The sequence below is a fragment of the Eubacterium album genome (assembly GCF_025336545.1).
GTDB classification, from domain to species: domain Bacteria; phylum Bacillota; class Clostridia; order Lachnospirales; family Lachnospiraceae; genus Eubacterium_U; species Eubacterium_U album.
Genome location: NZ_JAODBU010000006.1, coordinates 56,270 through 77,167 on the forward strand (window position 1 = coordinate 56,270; position 20,898 = coordinate 77,167).

Genomic DNA, 20,898 nt, shown 5'->3' on the forward strand with positions numbered 1-20,898 from the left:
GTAAAATAAAATATAACATATTAAAATCTTTTGATTTTGAACAAATGAAAACGATAGTATTATATTTTATTTTAAATTTTATGTTTACACGTTAAATATAAACGAATACATATTATTTTACAACTTAACATTTCCTTAAGAAATATTCGTTTTAATGACAAAAGATAGCCTGTGTGCTATAATCACGAATGATAAAAATCATTTCAAACGGAGGGATAACGAAATGGAAAAAGAAGTTAAAGTATCGGTAATTGTGCCGGTGTATAATTCAGAAGCCTTTATTAGACAGACTGCAGAATATATTTTAGGACAATCTCTTAAAGATATAGAAATAATATTTGTAGATGATGGTTCTACTGACAAAACAAGAGAGATTCTTGAAGAGATAAGTAAGACAGATGATAGAGTTAAAGTATTGCATCAGCAAAACAGTTTTGCAGGTGCTGCAAGAAATTACGGATTCAGAGAATCATCAGGAAAATATTTAGTATTTTGGGATGCAGATGATATTTTTCTTCCGGAAGCGTTGGAAAAAATGTATGACAAAATAGTAGAAGACGATGCGGATATATGTATTTGCCCGGCTGATTACTATGATAATGAAACCAGCAAGATTTTGAAGAATAATGTATACATTAAATATGATATGATTCCTGAAAAAACTCCATTTTTAAAGAAGGATGTTGAAGATGTATTATTTAATTTTTCAACAAATGTTCCTTGGAATAAAATGTATAAAAGGGAATTAATTATTGATAATAATCTTGAATTTCAGCAGATACAAAGGGCAAATGACAATTATTTTGTAATGACAGCATTTTTTTATGCAAACACATTTACCTATATTAATGAAAGTGTAATTCAGTATAGAATTAATTTATCAACAAGCCTTATTGGTGGAAATTCTAAGACCCCATTATGTGTATATGAGGCTTATAAAAAAACTTATGATAGAATTAAAGATGAAGCAGGATTTGATAAAGTAAGACAGAGTTTTCTTAACAAGGCAATGCGTGCATGCTTTTATTTTTTAAGTGTTCAGACTAAATTTGAATCATATGAAGTACTTTACAATAAGTATAAAAATGAAGTGTTTAAGGAATGGAATTATCCTGAAGATAAAGAGTTTTATTATAATGAAAAAGATTATAACAGATATCAGAGAATGAAGGAAAGTACAGCAATAGAATTTATGGTGTGCGAGTATCAGGGGGCAATAAATGAAGTTAGAAAATTAAAGAATTCAAGATATCAGCTAAGATTGAAAAATGACAGACTTAAAGATAAAAATGACAGACTAAGGGAAAAGAATGAAAAATTAAAGATTGCAAAAGAAAATTTGAAAGCTCAGGTTTCAAGACTCAAAGCTAGAATTGCAGAAATTGAAAATAGTACGAGTTTTAAAATTGGAAAAGCAATTACTTATTTACCAGGCTTAATAAAGAAAGCCATAAAAGGTAAAAAGTAAAATATAAAATAATAAAAAATAAGAGAGTGAATAAATGTCAAAAAAGAAAGATAAAACTAATAAAAATGGAATAACTGTTTTAATAGGTCTTATCGTAGTTGCTATTATAGTGATTGCTGTGGTAGCTGTTATTCAGTCGACCACAAGTTTAAGTACTCATAAACCAACAAACGCTGCAAAGAACTATGTAAAGAGTCTTTTAAAGGAGATGGATTATGACCTTGTAGTTAAAGGTGCACAAGTAAAATATCATGGAGATATAGATAAGGCTAAGGAATTGTATGGAAGCAAAGTTGACAATAAAAATTCCATAGAAGATTATTGTGTGGTTAATGTAAAATTAATGACAAGCACAGGAGATGAAAAGAAGTATATAGTTGATTGCATAAAATACAATGGAAAATGGAAGGCTATGGGTGTACATTCTGATTATAAAGAGTCAGAAGATAGTAGTAACAGTGCAATCGATAATCTGCCTAAAATTAATCTTGATGGAGAATCTAAATAATGAGCGTGGTTAACAATTTTTTTGGACATTTAAGAACAATAACGAAACATAGGCATATGGTTATAAAACATTGTAAGAAAGCAGGGATACTTTGGCAGGGGTTAAGACATGACTTGTCAAAATATTCACCAACAGAATTTATACCTGGAGTTAAATACTATACAGGTACAAAAAGCCCTAATGAAGGTGAACGAATTGATAAAGGGTATTCTGTCGCATGGTTACATCATAAAGGAAGAAATAAACATCATTTTGAGTATTGGATGGACTATAGTAATGTTACTCATAGAAATGATCCGGTAGAAATGCCTTATAATTATGTAGTGGAAATGTTTTGTGACAGAGTTGCTGCAAGTAAGATTTATAATGGAAGTTTATATAAGGAAACTGATCCTATAGATTACTTTAATGCAAAACATGGTCAAAGAACAATTCATCCAAAAACATCGGATGAGATTGAAAAACTTTTGAAAATGCTTGCCAGTGAAGGTGAGGATGCTACATTTGCCTACATTAGGGAGCAAATGAAAAAATTTAGAATTGAAAAGAAAAAACATATTAAATTGAAACGAAGCCTGCGAAATTATTAACATTTTTAAGTAGATAATAAATAAACATGGGCTATCAAATGCTTAACAAAGAGTAAAAAAAAGAGCACCATAATGTGTATTAGATTAAATTTGTGATGCCAAGGTCAAAAGGTTTAAGCCCACATGAGCTTGCTCATGAGTGGGTGAAAGACCTTTTGACCCTGCCATCAAATTATTATAAAATACACTTTTAATGCTCATTTTTTATATGTATTTAATTTTCAACTTCTTTCTTAAAAATTACAAGTTTGCTTAAAACGTAATTTAAGATAATAACTACAACACTTATTGTAACTTTGCTAACCATTCCCTTTATACCAAAAATTGTTCCGGTAACACCAAGTTTTACAAGTAACGGAGTTCCAAAAACTTCAATTATACCGGTAAAAATTCTGGCAGAAATAAATTTGCCAAATTCAGCAATGACAAAAGAAGGTTTCCAGCTGTAACTTTCAAAAACCCATATTTTATTTGTAAAATATGCAAATATAACAGCAATTGTCCATGAAACAATACTTGAAAGTAATACATTTGTGTCATCGGAGAACGCTGAGAATACGAAGGTGAAAATTGAATAAGAAACCCAGCTTATAAAAGTAGTTGCAAAACCCATAATTAAGTACATAATAATTTCTTTGTACTTAATAAATAATTCCGAAAAATTTTTCATAATATTAATCTCCATATAGTATTATGTTGTTTAGAAACAAATGAACTAAACATAACTTATATAGTATAACATAGGTGTGAAAGTGGTTCAATACATAGAAAAATGACGTTGATAAAATTGTCGACTAATATCCTAACCTGCTGTATAATTGTTCTTTAGAAGTTTGAAATTTAAAGAGTATTTGAAAGAGTTAAAATAAAAAAGTAATATTAGGAAATTAGTATACAAACAAGGGTATTATTTGAAAGAAATATATTAAAAGAAAAGGAAAGAAAAATGAAATTTGATTATTTAATAGTAGGAGCAGGATTGTTTGGAGCAGTATTTGCCCATGAAGCAACTAAGGCAGGGAAGAAGTGTCTTGTAATCGACAAAAGAAACCATATTGCCGGAAATATTTATTGCGAAAAGATAGAAGATATTAATGTTCATAAATATGGTGCACATATTTTTCATACAAGTAATAAGAAAATATGGAACTATGTTAATGAGTTTGCAGAATTTAATAATTACATAAATTCTCCTGTGGCAAGATATAAAGATGAATTATATAATTTGCCATTTAATATGAACACATTCAGTAAATTGTGGAATATTGCAACACCGGCTGAAGCTAAGGCCATTATTGAAAAACAGAAAGCGGATTTGAATATTAGTGAGCCTAAGAATTTAGAGGAACAGGCATTGTCATTAGTTGGAACAGATGTATATGAAAAATTAATAAAAGGATACACTGAAAAGCAGTGGGGAAGAGATTGCAAGGATTTACCGGCATTTATTATAAAGAGACTTCCGCTTAGATTTATTTATGACAATAATTATTTTAACGACAGATATCAGGGAATCCCTATTGGTGGGTATACTGAAATTGTTGAAAAAATGTTAGAAGGAAGCCAGGTAGAACTTGGAGTAGATTACTTTGAATTTAAAAAACTACATCCTGATATTGCTGAAAAAACAATATATACAGGTATGATTGATGAATACTTTGATTTCGAATTAGGACATCTTGAATATAGAACTGTAAGATTTGAAACAGAAGTTTTAGATACTGATAATTATCAGGGAAATGCAGTTGTAAACTATACAGAAAGAGAAGTACCTTACACAAGAATTATTGAACACAAGCATTTTGAATTTGGAAAGCAGCCAAAGACGGTTATTTCAAAGGAATATTCATCAGAATGGAAGCCGGGAATTGAACCATATTATCCAATTAATGATGAAACAAATGGAAAGTTATTTGAACAGTACAAAGAGTTGGCAGATAAAGAAGAAAATGTAATTTTTGGTGGAAGACTTGGAAATTACAAATATTATGATATGGATAAGGTAATAGAGGCAGCGCTTGATTGCGCGGAGAAAGAATTGGCGTAAGGAGTTTCTATGATTCAGCATACAATAACGCATACATTAGAGAAAATGGGATATCAAAATATTTCAGGAAATACTGTTACCGCAGATTGCATGTTTAGATTTAAAGATGGCGAAGCAAAATTTTGTGTCATAGTTAAAAATTGGGGATTGAATGCACTTAATTATGAAGAGGTTGTGGAATCTACAAAAGAGGTGGAAAATAAAATTCTATTGACCGGTGGAAAAAGCTTTGAAGCGTTTTATATAATTATCACCGATAGAAAAGAAAATGTAGAATGGTTTCAGCAACATGGCATGAAATTCTGGATAGCTGATTTAAATACAAAAAAGTTGTTAATCTATGAAAACCAGCCGGATGATTTTGAAGGATTAAGAAGTATTGTAGAATGTGAACTTGAAAAGACTGACATCTCAGATGGAAAATATGAATATGACTGGGATGAGGTTAAGGTAAGAGATAATAATGGAGAAATTGTAGACATAACAGACCATTTTAGACAGAAGAAAAAGATTCCGATAATAACAATTTTATTGGTAGCGATAAATATAATTGTATTTATAATTGCTCAAATATTTGGAAACACGGAAGATGTTGATTATATGATAAAGATAGGCGCAAGCAATTATGAAGATGTGCTTATGAATGGTCAGTTTTACAGGCTTTTCACATCTATGTTTCTGCATTTTGGAGCAGAGCACTTACTTAATAATATGTTTATGTTGGCTGTTTTAGGAAATGAATTGGAAACTAAAATTGGAAAAAGACATTTTGCAGGAATTTACTTAGTAAGTGGACTTTGTGCAAGTATAGCATCTGTTGTGTATCACTATTATATAGCGGATTATGCGGTAAGCGCAGGAGCTTCAGGAGCAATATATGGTATATTTGGAGCGTTTATTGTGTTCATGATTATGAATCGTGATGATGGAAGAAAATTCAGCATAGGAAGAATAGCATTTGTTGTTTTCCTTCTTATATTTGGAAGTTTTCAGGAAACAGTGGATTTTGTAGCACATATAGGTGGATTTATAGCCGGAGCAGTGCTTGCAATAATCCTTTGCATAAATAAAAGAAAGACAGAGGTGTAAGACAATGGTAAATGATGATTGTATTTTTTGCAAATTAGCAAATGGCGTATTTGAAACAAATACACTTTATGAAGATGATGATTTTAGAGTTATTTTTGATGCCAGTCCTGCAACAAAGGGACACGTTCTTATTTTGCCAAAAGAGCATGCGGCAAACGTATTTGAACTTTCAGAAGAAACAGCTTCAAAAGTATTTGTACTCGCTAAAAAAATAGCAACTGTATTAAAAGAAGTTACAGGATGCGAAGGAGTTAATATTTTGCAGAATAATGGTGAAATTGCAGGTCAGACTGTATTCCATTTCCATATGCATATAATTCCAAGATATAAAGGCGATACAGCAAATATCAAATGGGTTCAAAATGAAGTTGACCAGGCTGTTGTCGATGAAATTATAAGCAAGGCAAAAGATTTATTATAAAAATTATATTTAAATGAATATATAAATATGTGTTATAAGATGTAAAAAAAGCGGCTGATTAAATTCAACCGCTTTTTTGTATAGGGCAAAGCCGTGTTTATAAAGTAACGTCCTTGATTAACGAAATAATAGTGTCTACACCATTAGAAAGTCCGGAAACACGCATTGATTCAATGTAATCAGCACGGTTGTCATAAACTTTCTTAATTGTATCTAAAAGAACATCAGTTGTCATTGTATCTTCGTCTATTACTTCACAGAATCCCTGCTTCTCAAATGATTTTGCATTTAAAATCTGGTCGCCACGACTTGCATTTGCAGACAATGGAATTAAAACACTTGGTTTGTTAAGTGCTGCAATTTCGCAAATTGAATTTGAACCGGCACGGGATACAATAATATCTGCCATAGCAAAGAAATCTTTCATTTCATCACTTATGTATTCAAATTGTGCATAACCTTTTGTACCTACAAGGCTTTCGTCAAGTTTACCTTTGCCGCAAAGGTGAGCAACCTGAAAATGTTCAAGTAATTGTGGTAAAGCAGCACGAATTGCATCGTTAACTTTTTTGGCACCAAGACTTCCACCTACGACTAATAAAACAGGTTTGTCAGTAGTAAATGAACACATATTAAGAGCATTAACTTTGTTTCCTTTAAACAATTCTTCTCTTAATGGAGAACCTGTAAATACTGCTTTATCTCCAAGAAATTTAGCTGTTTCAGGAAATGTGTGGCATACCTTAGTTGCGTAACGCATTGCTATTTTATTTGCTAAACCGGGAGTCATGTCGGACTCATGAATAATTGTTGGAATTTTGTAAGCACTTGCTGCCATAACAACAGGAACAGTTACAAATCCGCCTTTAGAAAATACAACGTCCGGTTTATATTTCTTAATAATTTTTCTAGCTTCAAAATATCCCTTAATTACACGGAAAGGATCAGTAAAGTTTTGCCAACTGAAATATCTTCTTAACTTACCTGAAGAAATTCCTACGTAGTTTAGACCTTCTTTTTCGACTAATTGTTTTTCCATTCCGTTATAAGACCCGATATATTTAATGTCAAAACCGGCTTCTTTTAATTTAGGAACTAATGCTATATTTGGTGTTACATGTCCTGCTGTACCACCGCCTGTAAGAATAATCTTTTTCATAATAATACATCTCCTTGCATAATATGTAATGACTCCGCCTAATGGTTGGTGGATAATCGTAGAAAACAGTTAATAAACTTTGTTAATTTTAGTTTAACAAAACTTAAATTGTTTCCTGATTTATAATCATAATTTTGGGGCCAAAATCACATTTTGACCCCATGAGTGTCGTAATATAACAACATATAATTTTATTTTTTATCTGCATTCAAGCTGTCTACATAAGCCTGAACAGTTTCGTAATCTTCTCCACCTAAAACTTTTTCTATGATAGAAGAAGCATTGGCAACAGAAGTTTCATCAATTGACAAAACAGATAGATTCTGTCCGTTCCAAGTACACTGTTTATAGCCGTCATTTAAACCACTAACACTGTATGAAACAATGTTCCAGCCATTGTAACCGGCACTTAACTGTTTCTTTAATTGAAGATTTGCTAAAGAACCTAAATCCATGTCAGTCGTAAAACTTGAACCGATTGCATTAATAATTTTATTGTAATTAGTTAAAGTTGAAACTGAAAGCATTTTATCAGTCATTGCTTTTATAACTGAAATCTGATTTTTGTTACGCTGAACATCACCACTTGCAAATGAATGACGCTCACGTGCATATGTAAGAGCTGTTGCTCCATCCATTTTCATTTTACCTTTAGTAAAAGTATATTTCTTACGTTTTGATTTATTAGTCTGCATATCTTTATCAGTGTAGTTTGCATAAGTATATGTGCTGAAACCTTCTTCAACATTAACAGTTATTCCACCTAATTCATCAATCAATTCAGAAAATCCTGTAAAGTTTAATCTGAGATAATGATATTCAGGACTGTCAGTTGTTAAAGTTTTACCATTAATCTGTATTCCGTATAAATTAGATAATGTGTTCATTAAAACCTGATAACCCGGCTTCCATGTCACTTCCTGTCCCCAACCCCATTCACTAGGACTTGTTGGTTCTGCCGGTTCACCACTTCCGTATAAACCACAGTGAGTAAGTTTATCGTATGAATTTGCAGCAATATTTTTACCTGCCTGAATTTCCACATAATAATCTCTAGGTGTTGAAATTAAAGCAACTGTATTTGTTTTAGGATTAACAATAGCTAAAATATTTGTGTCTGAACGACCATTTGAATTAGAGTCAGTTAATTCGCCAAAAGTATCACTTGCTGAAACATACACAACAAATGGGTCTTCAGAAACGGCAGCCCCTTTAGTATCAATAATTTTTGTTAAAGGTGCAACAAAATATGTACCTAAAAGACAAATAATAATAACTATAATAGAAAGTATCTTACCTATACGTCTTAAAATAGTTCCCCTTGTTGCAAATATAATTGTAATTAAGAAGAATATTCCAAGAACAACGCCAAGACCAATTGTAAGTGGCATTGTTAAAATGTTGATAGTTACCAGTTTAATCATTAAAAAGACTGAAGTAACTAATTGTAATATTGATAATATAATTCCAAATATTGTACTAACTTTATTTGGATTCTTTTTCTTTCCTGAATCTGAATAATCTGAATTAAAATCTTTACCATATACAGATTTATATTCATTTCTTGATTTGCTCATATGTACCTCCAAAATAAATGAGAAAAATCAGCCTGTAATTAAATACAAGCGTACTTGCTGTGTAATTATACTATATTGAATAAAAAAAAACAAACTAATGAAGGCGATGATGTCAATAATTAAGAAAATTTTAAAAAGTTCACAAATATGGCATTAATTGACAAACATTATAGGCTTTGATAAAATTAATAGAATTATGTACACTAATAAATAGTAGTAGTTTAAACGGACAGGAGTAGTTATGAGGGAATCAAGTGCGTTTAGAAGATGTATTATATTGTTGCTTCAGGCAATAATAATTGTAGCGCAGACTTATACGTTCTGGCATTTTTGGGACACTTATTATAGTGAAGGTTTAACAAGAATGTTCTTCTTTAAAGGACATATCGTAATTGTTTTTTTATATGCATTATTGTTTGGCGTGTTTGCAAACGTTTATGGAGCATTTCAAATAAGCAGATTAAGATTTGGGGATATGGTATTTTCTCAGATTTTATCATTCGGATTTGTTAATGTGGTAATGTATTTGCAGATTTCAATGCTTTCATTAAAGATGGTTAATGTAGCTCCTATTTTAGGAATGAGCTTTGACAATCTTTTATGTGCATTAATTTGGAGCTGCTTTGCAAAATTAGTCTACAGATGGTTATATCCACCAAGAGATTTGTTGCTTGTATATTGTGATAGAGATTCTGAGGGGTTAGTAAAGAAAATGAACTCCCGTAAAGACAAATATGACATTAAGGCATCAATTCATATAGATGAAGGCAACGAGAATGTATATAAGGCAATAAGAAAGCATGAAGCAGTATTGCTTTGTGATATACCGGCACAGAGTAGAAATGAAATATTAAAATATTGTTATGGATGCGGAAAAAGGGTATATGTAACACCTAAATTATCAGACATTATTTTAATGGGTGCCGAAACAAATAATATATTTGATTCACCATTACTTATTACCAAGAGCAAGGCTTTAAAATGGGAACAGACAGTAATCAAGAGAATTTTTGATATTGTTATTTCACTTATACTTTGTATTCCAACAATCATTTTGACAATTATTGTGGCAATGTGTGATTTGGTATACGACCGAGGTCCTATATTTTATACTCAGGAAAGACTTACTTTAGATGGAAAGAAATTTAAGATATTTAAATTTAGAAGTATGAAAGTAGATAGTGAAAAAGACGGAGCAAGATTGGCGGCTAAGGAAGATGACAGAATTACTCCAATCGGAAGAGTACTTAGAGCTTCTCATTTAGATGAACTTCCACAGGTATTTAATATATTATTAGGAACAATGTCTATTGTAGGACCAAGACCGGAAAGACCGGAAATTGCTGAAAAGTATTTGGAAAGTATTCCTGAATTTTCATTTAGACTTAAGGTTAAAGCCGGACTTACAGGATTTGCTCAGGTTTATGGAAAATATAATACTACACCATATGATAAATTGAAATTAGATTTATATTATATAGAACATTATAGTTTTTGGCTTGATATTAAACTTATTCTTATGACATTTAAGATTATGTTTATGAAAGATAATACAGAAGGTGTTGAAAAGAATCAGAAGACAGCGACAATAACTAAAGATGTATTGAAAAAATAAAGGCAGGGTTATAACTTTGGAAAATTATTCTGTTTTAATGTCTGTTTATTATAAGGAACAGGCAGAAAACTTAAGAGAGGCCATAGACAGTATTTTAAATCAAACTGTAAAAACAAATGAATTTATTATTGTAAAAGATGGCCCTTTAACAGAAAAACTGGATAATACAATAAAAGAGTATGTGGAAGAATACCCGGGTGTATTTAAAATAGTTACTCTTAAAAAAAATATGGGACTGGCAAAGGCATTAAATAAAGGTATTGAGCAGTGCAGTAACGAAATTATTGCAAGAATGGATAGCGATGACATCAGTATGCCGGACCGAATGGAACGCCAGTTAGAAGCAATGGAAGCAAATAGAGCAGATATTCTTAGCGGAACTATTGTGGAATTTGATGAAAGCGTAGATAAGCCGACTGCCAAAAGAGAGCTTCCTGAAAAAAATGAGCAGATTATTGAATTTGCAAAAAAAAGAAGCCCATTTAATCATCCGGCAGTTATGTATAAAAAAAGTTCAGTTTTAAAATCAGGATTGTACGAAGATTATACATATTTTGAGGATTATAATTTATGGGCAACAATGTTAAATGACGGATGCATAGGATATAATGTAAAGGAACCGGTGCTGTATATGAGAGCAGGCGAAGGAATGTACAAACGCCGTGGAGGATTAAAATATATATCCTATATATATAAATTTAAAAAGCATTTAAAAGATATTGGATTTATAACAACAGGGCAATTTATAGGTGATACGGTAGCAAGAAGTATTGTGAGTATAGTCCCATATAAAGTTAGAAAATTCATATATGCAAAACTTTTACGCAAGTAAGGTAATGAGAAAATGAACAAGAATGTATTAAGGCTTTTTTTTAAGCCCTTAACAATATTAAATAAATTTACTGCAAAGGATAGCAGGCTTATATTCTTTTATTCTAATTTAGGATTTAGGGACAATGTTAAAGCTATGTATGATTACCTCATTGAGGAAAAATTCAATATGGGCTATAAGTTTGTAGTAAGCATAAATGATTATGAAGACTATAAGGACAATGCCCCTGAGAATGTTACATTTGTAAACAATAAAGAGGGCATTAAGTATTTTATGAAGGCAAAATATGCTTTCTATTGCTTTGGCAAATATCCTATTAAGCCATCAAAAAAACAGACAGTTGTTAATTTGTGGCACGGTATGCCGTTAAAGAAGATAGGAAACATGGAGTCAGGGTTAGAAAAAATAGATTATAATTTTTTTACTGATATAGTTTCTACATCAGAATTATTTAATCCTATTTTGATGAAAAGTTTTAACTGCAATGAAAAACAGGTAATTATAACAGGACAACCTAGAAACGATGAAATGTTCAAGGAAAATCCTATCATGGATGGTGCTGTAAGAAGAGGTGCCGATAAAGTTATTTTGTGGTTGCCAACTTACAGAAATGAGGAAAAAGATTTTCCAACACCGGTGCTTACTGAAAGGCAGGCACTTGAATTAAATGAAATGCTAAAATTAAGAAATGCTAAGCTTATAGTAAAGATTCATCCCCTTCAAAAATTGTCAGGTGAGATGAAAAAATATTCATATATAGAATTTGTTACACAGGAACAGTTGAATAAATCTGAAATGACAGTTTATTCATTACTTAGAGCAGCAGACGCACTTATAACAGATTATTCATCAGTTTATTTTGATTTTATGATGTTAGACAGACCTATTGGATTTACGGTAGATGACATAGAAGAGTACAAAAAAAACAGAGGTTTTGTATTTGAAAATCCGTATGATTACATGCCAGGATATAAAATATCTAATTATGGTGATGTTCTAAGTTTTATAGAAGATGTAATAGAAGGAAATGACAGATACGCTAAAGAACGTAGAGAGTTAAATAAAAAAATAAATTTCTACAATGATGGTAAAAGCTGTGAAAGAGTTGTAGCTAAGGTATTTAGGAGACATAACTCATGAAAAAAATAAAAGATTTGTTGAGATGCATTATGCTTCTATACAAAAGAATGTTGTTTTTTATTGCAAAAATCACAACAAAAACTGATGAAAAGGCTGTGTTTTTTGAGTCATTTCAGGGAAGAAGCTTTGCCTGTAGTCCAAAAGCAATGTATTTGCAAATGCAGCAGGATGATAAATATAAAGAGTTTTCATTTTTCTGGGGTTTGAGAAAAACAGACAGAGAAGATTTTAATAATAAAAAAAATACTCAACTTGTTAAATTTGAAAGTTACTCATATTATAAGGCGTTGGCAAAAACAAAGTATTGGATAGTTAATTCAAATACAAGGGCATTTTTGAAACCGGGCAAAAAACATGTTTTTGTCCAGACATGGCATGGAACACCTCTCAAAAAAATAGGATGCGACATTAGATGTACAGGAAATGCAATGACTAAATATGAAAATATTCAAAAAATTTACGATGGAGAGGCTGAAAAAATTACATATATGATTTCTCCGTCACAATACTGTACAGAAAAGTTTATTTCAGCATTTGATTTGAAGAAATTTGGAAAAGAAGATGCAGTGTTAACTGTAGGTTATCCGAGAAATGATTATTTGTTCAAATTTACTGATGATGAATGCAAAAATATAAAATTAAAACTTAATATTCCAATGGATAAAAAAGTTATTTTATATGCACCAACATTTAGAGATAACAAATATAGTGCAAAAGATGGTTTTAAAATTCAGAATTTTATGAATTTTGATAAAATGAGAGACAAATTAGGGGAAAATTACGTTATATTATTTAGGGCTCATTATTTTATTTCAGGAAGAATTGATTTCTCAAAATATGCAGGATTTGTGTATGATGTGTCAAATGTAGAAGATGTTAATGAATTGTATGTAATCAGTGATATACTTATAACAGACTATTCTTCGGTATTTTTTGACTATGCAAATCTTAAAAGACCTATTATATTCTATATGTATGATTATGAAGAATATAAGAATGAGCTTAGGGATTTTTATATAGATGTAAATGAACTACCCGGCAGAATTGTAAGAGATGAGAATGAACTCGCAGATGCAATAGAAGGGTCATTAAACGATTTTAATGTAGATAATAAATATCTGCAATTTAATAATAAATTTAATTATCTTGATGGAAGTGATTCCAGCAGGAGAGCATTGGAAAAAATTATAAATTAAAGGAGATTAACCAATGAAAAGAGTAATTACTTATGGAACATTTGATTTGTTGCATTATGGTCATATCAATTTATTAAGAAGAGCTAAGGAATTAGGAGACTATTTAGTAGTTGTTCTTTCAACAGATGAATTTAACTGGAATGAAAAACAGAAAAAATGCTATTTTTCATATGAAGACAGAAAGAAAATGTTGGAAGCAATCAGATATGTAGACTTAGTAGTTCCAGAAGAAAATTGGGACCAGAAGAGATCTGATGTACAAAAGTATAATATTGATACTTTCGTAATGGGAGATGACTGGAAAGGCAAATTTGACTTCCTTAAGGATTTATGCGAAGTTGTTTATTTACCAAGAACACCGGACATTTCAACAACACAGATTAAAAAGGATTTAAACAAGAAATAAGGTTCAAAGGAGCAAAGTAATGGTAAGCATTATTGTTACACACAAAAAAGGATTGGCATATTTGGAAGATTGTCTTGAAAGTATTTCAGAGCAGGAATTTCAGGATTATGAGACAATCCTTGTTGTAGATGGAAATGAAGATGATCCGTCTGAAGTAATCGAAAAATACAAAGAAAGCGCAAAGATTAAATTATTCAGATTAGAAGGAAAACATGGTGTTTCCGCAGCTAGAAATTTAGGACTTGAAAAGGCAACAGGGGAATTTGTTTATTTCCTTGATGGAGATGATTATCTTGACGGCGATACAATTGGAAAATTAGTAAAATTAATGACACCTGAGGATGATGTTGCATATGGAGATATTATGTATACATGGTTCCAGAAAAAAGCTTTCAACGAAGAGCAAAAAGGTGAAAATGAAGATAACGACAGCGAAGATAAGAAACAGATATATACTTACAATGATATTTTCCAATACAGATATAACATGTACAACAGATTAAAAACAGTAACAGTACTTGGAATGCTTTACAGAAAAAGTTTCTTAGATGATAACGATATAAGATTTGACGAAAATCAGTTGTATTATGCTGACGCACCTTTCTTTACAAAGGTTATGTGTTGTGTAAAAAATTACAAATGTGATGAAAATGCAATTTATGTAAAGCGTTATCATAATGATAAAGAGGATAATCCTTCAATTAATCAGATTGTAGATGAAAATAGAGAGCAGCATTACATAGCAAGTTATAATCTCGCTATTGAATATGCAAAAGATAATGAAAAGATAAAAGCACATATGGAAGAGATAATCTGCAAATATTTTGTCAGATTTTATGCTCCAAGATTCCATTGGGATAAAGATCCTAAGTGGGATAATGAAAGACTTGTGCCATTCCAGACAGCTATTGCAAAGACAGATAAAAAATCACTTGTTACAATGCCATTTTTACATAAGGTATTGATAAGCAAGGTTAGAAAAAATAATTTAAAAGCAATGAAGCGCTGGACAAATATTATTTTGATTAAGAAAAAACTTGGAAAAATGCTTACAAATAAGAGACAGTTCTTAAGAGCTGTAAACCTTCATATTTTCTATAAAATGAGCATGAAGGAAAACTGGGTAACATTTGAAAGTTTTGTAGGAAGAAATTATTCAGGACAGCCTAAGTATGTATATCAGTATATGCAGAAAGTTTACGGTGACAAATATAAATATATTTGGATTGTAGATAAAAAAGGAATTAAGATTGATGGAAAACATACAACAGTAAAAAGATTTGGATTAAGATATTTTTACTATATGACACGTTCTAAATACTGGGTTAACAATATGAGACAGCCAACATGGCTTCCTAGAAAAGAAGGTCAGATAATGCTTGAAACATGGCATGGAACACCTTTGAAGAGACTTGTATTTGATATGGACGACGTACATGCGGCTAATCCACATTACAAAAACATTGTATATAAGCAGTCAAGAGGATGGGATTATTTATTGTCAGACAATCCATTTTCAACAGAAAAATTCCAAAGCTGCTTTAGATTTGATAAAGAAAAAATCCTTGAAGCAGGTTATCCTGCAAATGACCCTCTTTACGCAGAGGATTTAGAGGAACGCTCAAAGGATATCAAGGAAAAACTTGGAATTCCTTTAGACAAGAAGGTACTTTTATATGCACCAACATGGCGTGATGATAATTACTATGATGCAGGTGAATATAAATTTGAACTTGCCCTCGATTTGGACAGATTAAAGAAAGAATTTTCAGACGAATATGTAGTGCTTCTTAGAATGCATTATTGGATTGTAGACCAACTCGACTTATCTAAATATCCGGGATTTGTATATAACGGAAGTGATTATGATGACATAACTGAGTTATACATGATTTCAGATATTTGTATGACAGACTATTCATCTGTATTCTTTGATTATGCGAACTTAAAGAGACCAATTCTTTATTACATGTATGATTTGGAAAAATACAGAGATGTACTCAGAGGATTCTATCTTGACGTAGAAAAAGAACTTCCGGGACCAATACTTCAGACAAACGATGAAGTTGTGGAAGCAATTAAAAACATAGACAAAGTAACAGAAGAATACAAAGACAAATATGCAGAATTTTATGACAGATTCTGTTGCATAGACGATGGACATGCAGCCGAAAGAGTCGTAAAAGCTGTATTTGGAAACTAGTTAGCCATTCAACCAAAAAACCAAAAGCACCCTTATGCTTGCATAAAAGGGTGCTTTTGGTTTTTTGGTTATGTGGCGCTTAGCCACAGTGAGATGAAGCGAAGCGGAATCGAACTGAATGGCTAACTAGTAAAAAGGAAGGGCGCTTAGCCACAGTGAGATGAAGCGAAGCGGAATCGAACTGAATGGCTAATTTTCTCAAGAGGATTATGACAATATAATTAATTATGTAAACTAAAATACGGATGATATAAATAAGTTAAATATCATCCGTATTTTTTATTGAATTAAAAATATCCTACAATTTCTTTATTGCATTTCCAAATTCAGCCCAATATTCAGTTAATGTGCCTTCCATTAAGACTTCGTCAAAACGCACATTTCCTAAAGAACGCTTGATTTCACGTTTGAAAAATTTCTGGTTATATTTTGTCACATAAGGAAGTGCATACCATACAAGTACACGGACTTCTTTCGGAATATTGTTGTTAAAATATACTTTATATTTAGTGTCAGTAAATGAAGTAGTAAGTATTGTAACATCAGTTGTTCTATATTCGTATGATTCCAATTTCTTACGAAGATTTTCATAAAATGTCATATCGTTATAATTAGTATTTACGCATATTAAAATCTTTTCTTTATGAGCCTCTAAGCCATTGATAACAGAATATACGCCGTCACCTTCAAGCTCAGAAACAGGTTCTCTTCTAAACACTACATCCACTAAACGTTTGCAGGAATTGCCATCATCGTTATAAATACACCATTGCGACATGTCCTCATGAAGTTTAGAGTAACGTTCCAAATACTTTTCTCGAATCGGATTAACAAGTTCCGATGTACAGATATTTCCAAGAGTAATGGAAATGTCATTTATATTGGAGGACACATATCCCGGAAGTCTGCTGACAGGAACATATAAACCACGACCTGACTGATATTCTTCTAAATCCGGAACGTAGAAAAGAATAGGTTTCTTAGTTGCCAGAAAGTCAAAGAATATACTTGAATAATCAGATATTAAAACATCAACAACAGATAATAATTCATTAGTATCAATTGTAAATGGAATTAACATAGGTCTTAATTCAGGGTCAGTTGCCAAAATCTTATAAAGGAAATAGTGAACACGAAGATAAATACGATAGTGCTCAGTGTCAATATTTTCGGATAATTTGGCAACGGTCTTTTTAAAATCCTCTACGTTATAATCTAAATTATTATATAAAGTGCCTTTCCATGTAGGGGCATATAAAATAATCTTTTTATCAGTGTGAATGCCTGCAGTGTTAAGTTTTCTGTGGACATCTAAAGTGTTAGCATTAACAATGGCATCACTTCTCGGATGACCTAATTCAAGAATTTTTCCCTGAAACAATCCATCAAGTTTGTAAGCACGCTTATACATAACCTCAGTCATAAACTGATTGGCAGACACCAAATAATCAGCTAAAAGAAAGTTACGTGCAGGACCACGGGAATTTTCAACTCTTTCGGCAGTATGCTCGTATCCCATATATTTTGTAGGAACACCATGCCATGTATTAATATAAACCTGGCTGTTTCGCTTTTCAAAATAATATCCAAAAGTTGAGTTATTTATTAAATACTTGCTTGTTGCCAAATATTTGTAATAATCCTCAGATTCACGCTTTACAATAATAACGTTATCTAAAGATGAAAATTCAGAAATATTATCTGCGGCAAGTTCCGGATTTTCAACAGACCATATATGAGTGTATGATTTAAAATCCTCCTGATTTAACAAATATTTAAAAATAGCTCTCGGGTTGTCCAAAATTCCTAGCCCGGCAAATGCTTCATAAAAAATAAATTTGTCATTAACCGGCATAGAAAGAAATTTGTTATAAAGTAACTTGCCCTTATCTTTTTCGGATATACGAAAAGGCTGAACAATTTTTTTTACTGTACGTTTTAATTTATACTTAAAACCTTGCGGAGCATTAGCAGTATATTTCATATGGCGATTCCTTTCTTAAAATTATAAATAATGTTTTTGATAGAGATTAATTATTCATTAATAATATCTTCAAATTGTTTGATTGTAATATTATTATAATCGGCGTATTCAAATTCGCAAGTAGGAACTTCATTATTTATAAATGCAATTAATCCGTTGTAAATATCATCAACAGAATTGCCAATTACAAGTTGTCCGTTGTCAAATAATGAAGAAGCTGCGGAACTGAAATTTGACATAATTATTGGAAGTTTTAACAAACGCGCTTCCAACAAGGAAACAGGTTGACCTTCATGAAGGGATGGAAGAATGAAACAACTGCAATCCTTCATAAGCATAAATGGATTATCCAAATTTCCTGTTAAAATAACTTTGCCATCCAGATTTAAACTATGAACGAGACCTTTAAGTTCACCCATAAGGGCACCATCGCCAATAATATACAATCTTAAATTCTTATTTGCATCATAAGCTTTTGCAAATGCCTTTATTAATGCAGCCTGATTTTTCTCAGGTGAAAGACGGCCCATGTTTACAAATGAAATTAGGTCTTTATTTAATAAATCAGGAAAACCTGCTTCATTTGCAGATTCAGCCGTATAGGATTCTTTAGAACCGTTTATTACACGTTCAAAATTAGCAGCATTTCTTACAAAGCAACATTTATCCTTTAACTCACTATATCCGATTTTTTCTAAATTAACTTTCATCGTTGCCTCTGAACAGCCTACAATTTTGTCATAAAACTGATAAGTTGAAAAAACAACCCTAAGTTCTCTGCTGTGAGGTTTTTTGTGATTAACGATTTTATTCTTATCTGTTAATAAATCATTGTGTTGCCAAATAAGCTTCTTAGCATTTTTTGCACTTAAAAGCAGAATTGAATAAAATGAACCATATCCTGAGTAATCAATTACTGCGTCGAAATCACTTGTGCCAAAACAACGGATAAATTCTCTGTCATACATTGCTTTTGGGTAAATTTTCTTCATTAAAGGAAAATTAAATCCAAAAACTCTTAAAAAGTCATTTCGAATCTGCTCGCCAAATGTGGCGGGAGTATATGATACTCTGGCAAAAATTCTGGCTTTATCATTAAATGTACAAATCATATCCTTACTGTCAGCAAATTTTAAATTGCCGGCATAAACTGTTACGTCATATTTATCATAATCGATGAAATCAAGCATTGTTCTAAGAGCAGTGGAAATTCCGTTCATGCGAAGTCCGCCGCCAAAGAATAATAATTTCTTCTTTGTATTTTCACATTTAATAATGCGGTATGGATTACCATTTGAATCAGAAGTATTTCCTCTAAAAACAATGTCAACAATTCTTGAAGAAACATTGCCATCATCGTATGGACATGCAAAATTCTTGGCTTGTGAATAACTATCTTTATATTTATTAATAACTTCACCCAAATTGTTAATAGAATTTCCAATTTCCTTAACAGATGTTAATGCAGGTCCGGGAAGCTTGTCAGGTTCCATGTATAAACCACGATAATTTTTATATTCTTCTAAGTCAGGAATGTAAAATAACACTGGTTTGTCGCTTGCTAAAAAATCAAAAAATATACTTGAATAATCTGATATTAAAATATCAGTAATAGACAAAAGTTCGTTTGTGTCAATAAAAGCAGGAATTAAGGAATTGCTAAACATACCTGATTTTACCAACTCTTTATATACAACCTGGTGCGGCTTAAGAAGAATCTGATATTTGTCCGTATCTATATATTCTTCCAATTCTCTTTTAAAATTATAATAGTCATCAGGATTTACTTCAGGCTTATTATAATCGGCACCTTTCCATGTAGGTGCATATAAAATAACCTGCTTATCTTTTTCAAGTTCTATTCCATATTTAAGAAGAATTGACTTTATTTCTTCTTTAGGACAATTTAAAAGACGGTCATTTCTTGGATAACCTTCCTCGATAATACTTCCGTTGTAAAGCCCGCGTAATTTGTATTTATCTAAATAAACTTCTGTTAAAAATGGATTCGCAGAAATCATATAGTCAGCAGAAAGCATATTTCTAAGAACATTTGAAATAGTGGCTGCTGAACCCGGAATATCGTATCCTAAGCTTTTTATAGGAGTGCCGTGCCATGTGTTGACAAAAATTTGTCCGGGCTTTTTGCAATAATAAAAAGGCAGAGATACATTTGAAATAATATAATGTGCAGTCGCTAAATATTTCAAATGGTCATTACTATGCCTTCTTATGACATAAATATTATCGTGGTCAGCAAACTGTTCCATAACAGGTTCGTTTCCTACACGGTCATCAACAACCCATACATGAGTGTATTTGTCAAATTCAGAATTTGAAAGTAATTCTCTGAAAATTGCATAAGGATTGCAAAGCATTCCACGGCTAAAATATGAGTCGTATAAAATAATATTGTCTTCGATATCGTAATCTTTATAATAATGCGCGTATTTGCTACGTCTTGCAGTTTCTTTGAAATTGCCTAATTTTGTCTTAATTTTACTTAGCATATAAACCTCCTAATGCTATATACATATAGGAAGATTATAGTATACACAACTGTATTTTTCAAATAAGAAAGAGTTAATTTTAAATGTGGCAATTGTCTGGCAGATGGCATAAATCCTTTGACGAAAAAGAAAGAACCATTATAATGTAACGTA

General features: G+C 31.4%; 17 protein-coding genes. 12 read left to right on the top strand and 5 right to left on the bottom strand.

Annotated elements, in window-relative coordinates; all coding sequences use genetic code 11:
* The first annotated feature begins 223 nt into the window (after positions 1-223).
* Genes N5B56_RS06230 through N5B56_RS06240 form a run of 3 tightly spaced genes read left to right on the top strand, consistent with a single transcriptional unit; the run spans position 224 to position 2,566 of the window.
* Entirely contained in the window at positions 224-1,468 is a 1,245-nt protein-coding gene (locus N5B56_RS06230; protein WP_158574533.1) for a glycosyltransferase family 2 protein, read from the top strand.
* Between the two features lie 34 nt (positions 1,469-1,502).
* Positions 1,503-1,976: a hypothetical protein gene (locus N5B56_RS06235; protein ID WP_260978590.1), complete on the top strand. Its 474-nt coding sequence runs from the start codon at positions 1,503-1,505 to the stop codon at positions 1,974-1,976.
* Complete coding sequence (locus tag N5B56_RS06240) at positions 1,976-2,566, top strand: DUF5662 family protein (RefSeq protein WP_022088757.1); 591 nt, start codon at positions 1,976-1,978, stop codon at positions 2,564-2,566. The genes N5B56_RS06235 and N5B56_RS06240 overlap by 1 nt, the downstream gene beginning before the upstream one ends.
* Positions 2,567-2,780: 214 nt before the next feature.
* Here the strand turns inward: N5B56_RS06240 and N5B56_RS06245 are convergent, their stop codons facing one another.
* On the bottom strand, positions 2,781-3,236 hold the full coding sequence (locus N5B56_RS06245; RefSeq protein WP_260978591.1) for a GtrA family protein: 456 nt from the start codon (positions 3,234-3,236) through the stop codon (positions 2,781-2,783).
* A 276-nt stretch (positions 3,237-3,512) separates the two neighbouring features.
* On the opposite strand from N5B56_RS06245, the gene glf reads away from it, so the two are divergent.
* The 3 genes from glf to N5B56_RS06260 are packed head-to-tail and all read left to right on the top strand — an operon-like array spanning position 3,513 to position 6,123.
* Positions 3,513-4,613, top strand: a complete 1,101-nt coding sequence (gene glf, locus N5B56_RS06250) for a UDP-galactopyranose mutase (protein WP_260978592.1) — start codon at positions 3,513-3,515, stop codon at positions 4,611-4,613.
* Between the two features lie 9 nt (positions 4,614-4,622).
* Positions 4,623-5,702, top strand: coding sequence for a rhomboid family intramembrane serine protease (locus N5B56_RS06255; protein WP_260978593.1), 1,080 nt, complete (start codon positions 4,623-4,625; stop codon positions 5,700-5,702).
* Between the two features lie 4 nt (positions 5,703-5,706).
* Positions 5,707-6,123: an HIT family protein gene (locus N5B56_RS06260; RefSeq protein ID WP_118565770.1), complete on the top strand. Its 417-nt coding sequence runs from the start codon at positions 5,707-5,709 to the stop codon at positions 6,121-6,123.
* A 97-nt stretch (positions 6,124-6,220) separates the two neighbouring features.
* Here N5B56_RS06260 and murG read toward each other — a convergent pair whose 3' ends face one another.
* Both murG and N5B56_RS06270 read right to left on the bottom strand, forming a co-directional pair.
* Positions 6,221-7,282: an undecaprenyldiphospho-muramoylpentapeptide beta-N-acetylglucosaminyltransferase gene (gene murG / locus N5B56_RS06265; protein ID WP_022088752.1), complete on the bottom strand. Its 1,062-nt coding sequence runs from the start codon at positions 7,280-7,282 to the stop codon at positions 6,221-6,223.
* Between the two features lie 191 nt (positions 7,283-7,473).
* Positions 7,474-8,859: an LCP family protein gene (locus N5B56_RS06270; RefSeq protein ID WP_022088751.1), complete on the bottom strand. Its 1,386-nt coding sequence runs from the start codon at positions 8,857-8,859 to the stop codon at positions 7,474-7,476.
* Positions 8,860-9,100: 241 nt separating this feature from the next.
* On the opposite strand from N5B56_RS06270, the gene N5B56_RS06275 reads away from it, so the two are divergent.
* Genes N5B56_RS06275 through N5B56_RS06300 form a run of 6 tightly spaced genes read left to right on the top strand, consistent with a single transcriptional unit; the run spans position 9,101 to position 16,251 of the window.
* Positions 9,101-10,474: an exopolysaccharide biosynthesis polyprenyl glycosylphosphotransferase gene (locus N5B56_RS06275; RefSeq protein ID WP_260978594.1), complete on the top strand. Its 1,374-nt coding sequence runs from the start codon at positions 9,101-9,103 to the stop codon at positions 10,472-10,474.
* A 16-nt stretch (positions 10,475-10,490) separates the two neighbouring features.
* Positions 10,491-11,306 carry a glycosyltransferase gene (locus N5B56_RS06280; protein WP_260978595.1) on the top strand — a complete coding sequence of 272 codons (816 nt, stop codon included), beginning with the start codon at positions 10,491-10,493 and terminating at the stop codon, positions 11,304-11,306.
* Between the two features lie 12 nt (positions 11,307-11,318).
* Positions 11,319-12,446, top strand: a complete 1,128-nt coding sequence (locus N5B56_RS06285) for a CDP-glycerol glycerophosphotransferase family protein (protein ID WP_022088748.1) — start codon at positions 11,319-11,321, stop codon at positions 12,444-12,446.
* Positions 12,443-13,642 (top strand): CDP-glycerol glycerophosphotransferase family protein, encoded by a 1,200-nt coding sequence (locus N5B56_RS06290; protein WP_260978596.1) that lies wholly within the window; start codon positions 12,443-12,445, stop codon positions 13,640-13,642. Before N5B56_RS06285 ends, N5B56_RS06290 begins: the two co-directional genes overlap by 4 nt.
* A 13-nt stretch (positions 13,643-13,655) precedes the next feature.
* Entirely contained in the window at positions 13,656-14,048 is a 393-nt protein-coding gene (gene tagD, locus N5B56_RS06295; protein WP_022088746.1) for a glycerol-3-phosphate cytidylyltransferase, read from the top strand.
* A gap of 19 nt (positions 14,049-14,067) precedes the next feature.
* On the top strand, positions 14,068-16,251 hold the full coding sequence (locus N5B56_RS06300; protein WP_260978597.1) for a bifunctional glycosyltransferase/CDP-glycerol:glycerophosphate glycerophosphotransferase: 2,184 nt from the start codon (positions 14,068-14,070) through the stop codon (positions 16,249-16,251).
* 298 nt (positions 16,252-16,549) lie between these two features.
* Here N5B56_RS06300 and N5B56_RS06305 read toward each other — a convergent pair whose 3' ends face one another.
* Positions 16,550-18,235 carry a CDP-glycerol glycerophosphotransferase family protein gene (locus tag N5B56_RS06305; protein WP_260978598.1) on the bottom strand — a complete coding sequence of 562 codons (1,686 nt, stop codon included), beginning with the start codon at positions 18,233-18,235 and terminating at the stop codon, positions 16,550-16,552.
* Positions 18,236-18,285: 50 nt separating this feature from the next.
* The gene (locus N5B56_RS06310; protein WP_260978599.1) at positions 18,286-20,745 is read right to left on the bottom strand and encodes a glycosyltransferase; all 2,460 of its coding nucleotides are present in this window, start codon (positions 20,743-20,745) and stop codon (positions 18,286-18,288) included.
* Positions 20,746-20,898: the final 153 nt, after the last annotated feature.

Excerpts from the sequence above, each read along its gene's own strand:
- N5B56_RS06275 (WP_260978594.1), top strand. The coding sequence starts at position 9,101 with ATGAGGGAATCAAGTGCGTTTAGAAGATGTATTATATTGTTGCTTCAG.
- N5B56_RS06230 (WP_158574533.1), top strand. The coding sequence starts at position 224 with ATGGAAAAAGAAGTTAAAGTATCGGTAATTGTGCCGGTGTATAATTCA.
- N5B56_RS06310 (WP_260978599.1), bottom strand. The coding sequence starts at position 20,745 with ATGCTAAGTAAAATTAAGACAAAATTAGGCAATTTCAAAGAAACTGCA.
- murG (WP_022088752.1), bottom strand. The coding sequence starts at position 7,282 with ATGAAAAAGATTATTCTTACAGGCGGTGGTACAGCAGGACATGTAACA.
- N5B56_RS06290 (WP_260978596.1), top strand. The coding sequence starts at position 12,443 with ATGAAAAAAATAAAAGATTTGTTGAGATGCATTATGCTTCTATACAAA.
- N5B56_RS06270 (WP_022088751.1), bottom strand. The coding sequence starts at position 8,859 with ATGAGCAAATCAAGAAATGAATATAAATCTGTATATGGTAAAGATTTT.
- N5B56_RS06260 (WP_118565770.1), top strand. The coding sequence starts at position 5,707 with ATGGTAAATGATGATTGTATTTTTTGCAAATTAGCAAATGGCGTATTT.
- N5B56_RS06285 (WP_022088748.1), top strand. The coding sequence starts at position 11,319 with ATGAACAAGAATGTATTAAGGCTTTTTTTTAAGCCCTTAACAATATTA.
- N5B56_RS06240 (WP_022088757.1), top strand. The coding sequence starts at position 1,976 with ATGAGCGTGGTTAACAATTTTTTTGGACATTTAAGAACAATAACGAAA.
- glf (WP_260978592.1), top strand. The coding sequence starts at position 3,513 with ATGAAATTTGATTATTTAATAGTAGGAGCAGGATTGTTTGGAGCAGTA.
- N5B56_RS06300 (WP_260978597.1), top strand. The coding sequence starts at position 14,068 with ATGGTAAGCATTATTGTTACACACAAAAAAGGATTGGCATATTTGGAA.
- N5B56_RS06255 (WP_260978593.1), top strand. The coding sequence starts at position 4,623 with ATGATTCAGCATACAATAACGCATACATTAGAGAAAATGGGATATCAA.
- N5B56_RS06235 (WP_260978590.1), top strand. The coding sequence starts at position 1,503 with ATGTCAAAAAAGAAAGATAAAACTAATAAAAATGGAATAACTGTTTTA.
- tagD (WP_022088746.1), top strand. The coding sequence starts at position 13,656 with ATGAAAAGAGTAATTACTTATGGAACATTTGATTTGTTGCATTATGGT.
- N5B56_RS06305 (WP_260978598.1), bottom strand. The coding sequence starts at position 18,235 with ATGAAATATACTGCTAATGCTCCGCAAGGTTTTAAGTATAAATTAAAA.
- N5B56_RS06245 (WP_260978591.1), bottom strand. The coding sequence starts at position 3,236 with ATGAAAAATTTTTCGGAATTATTTATTAAGTACAAAGAAATTATTATG.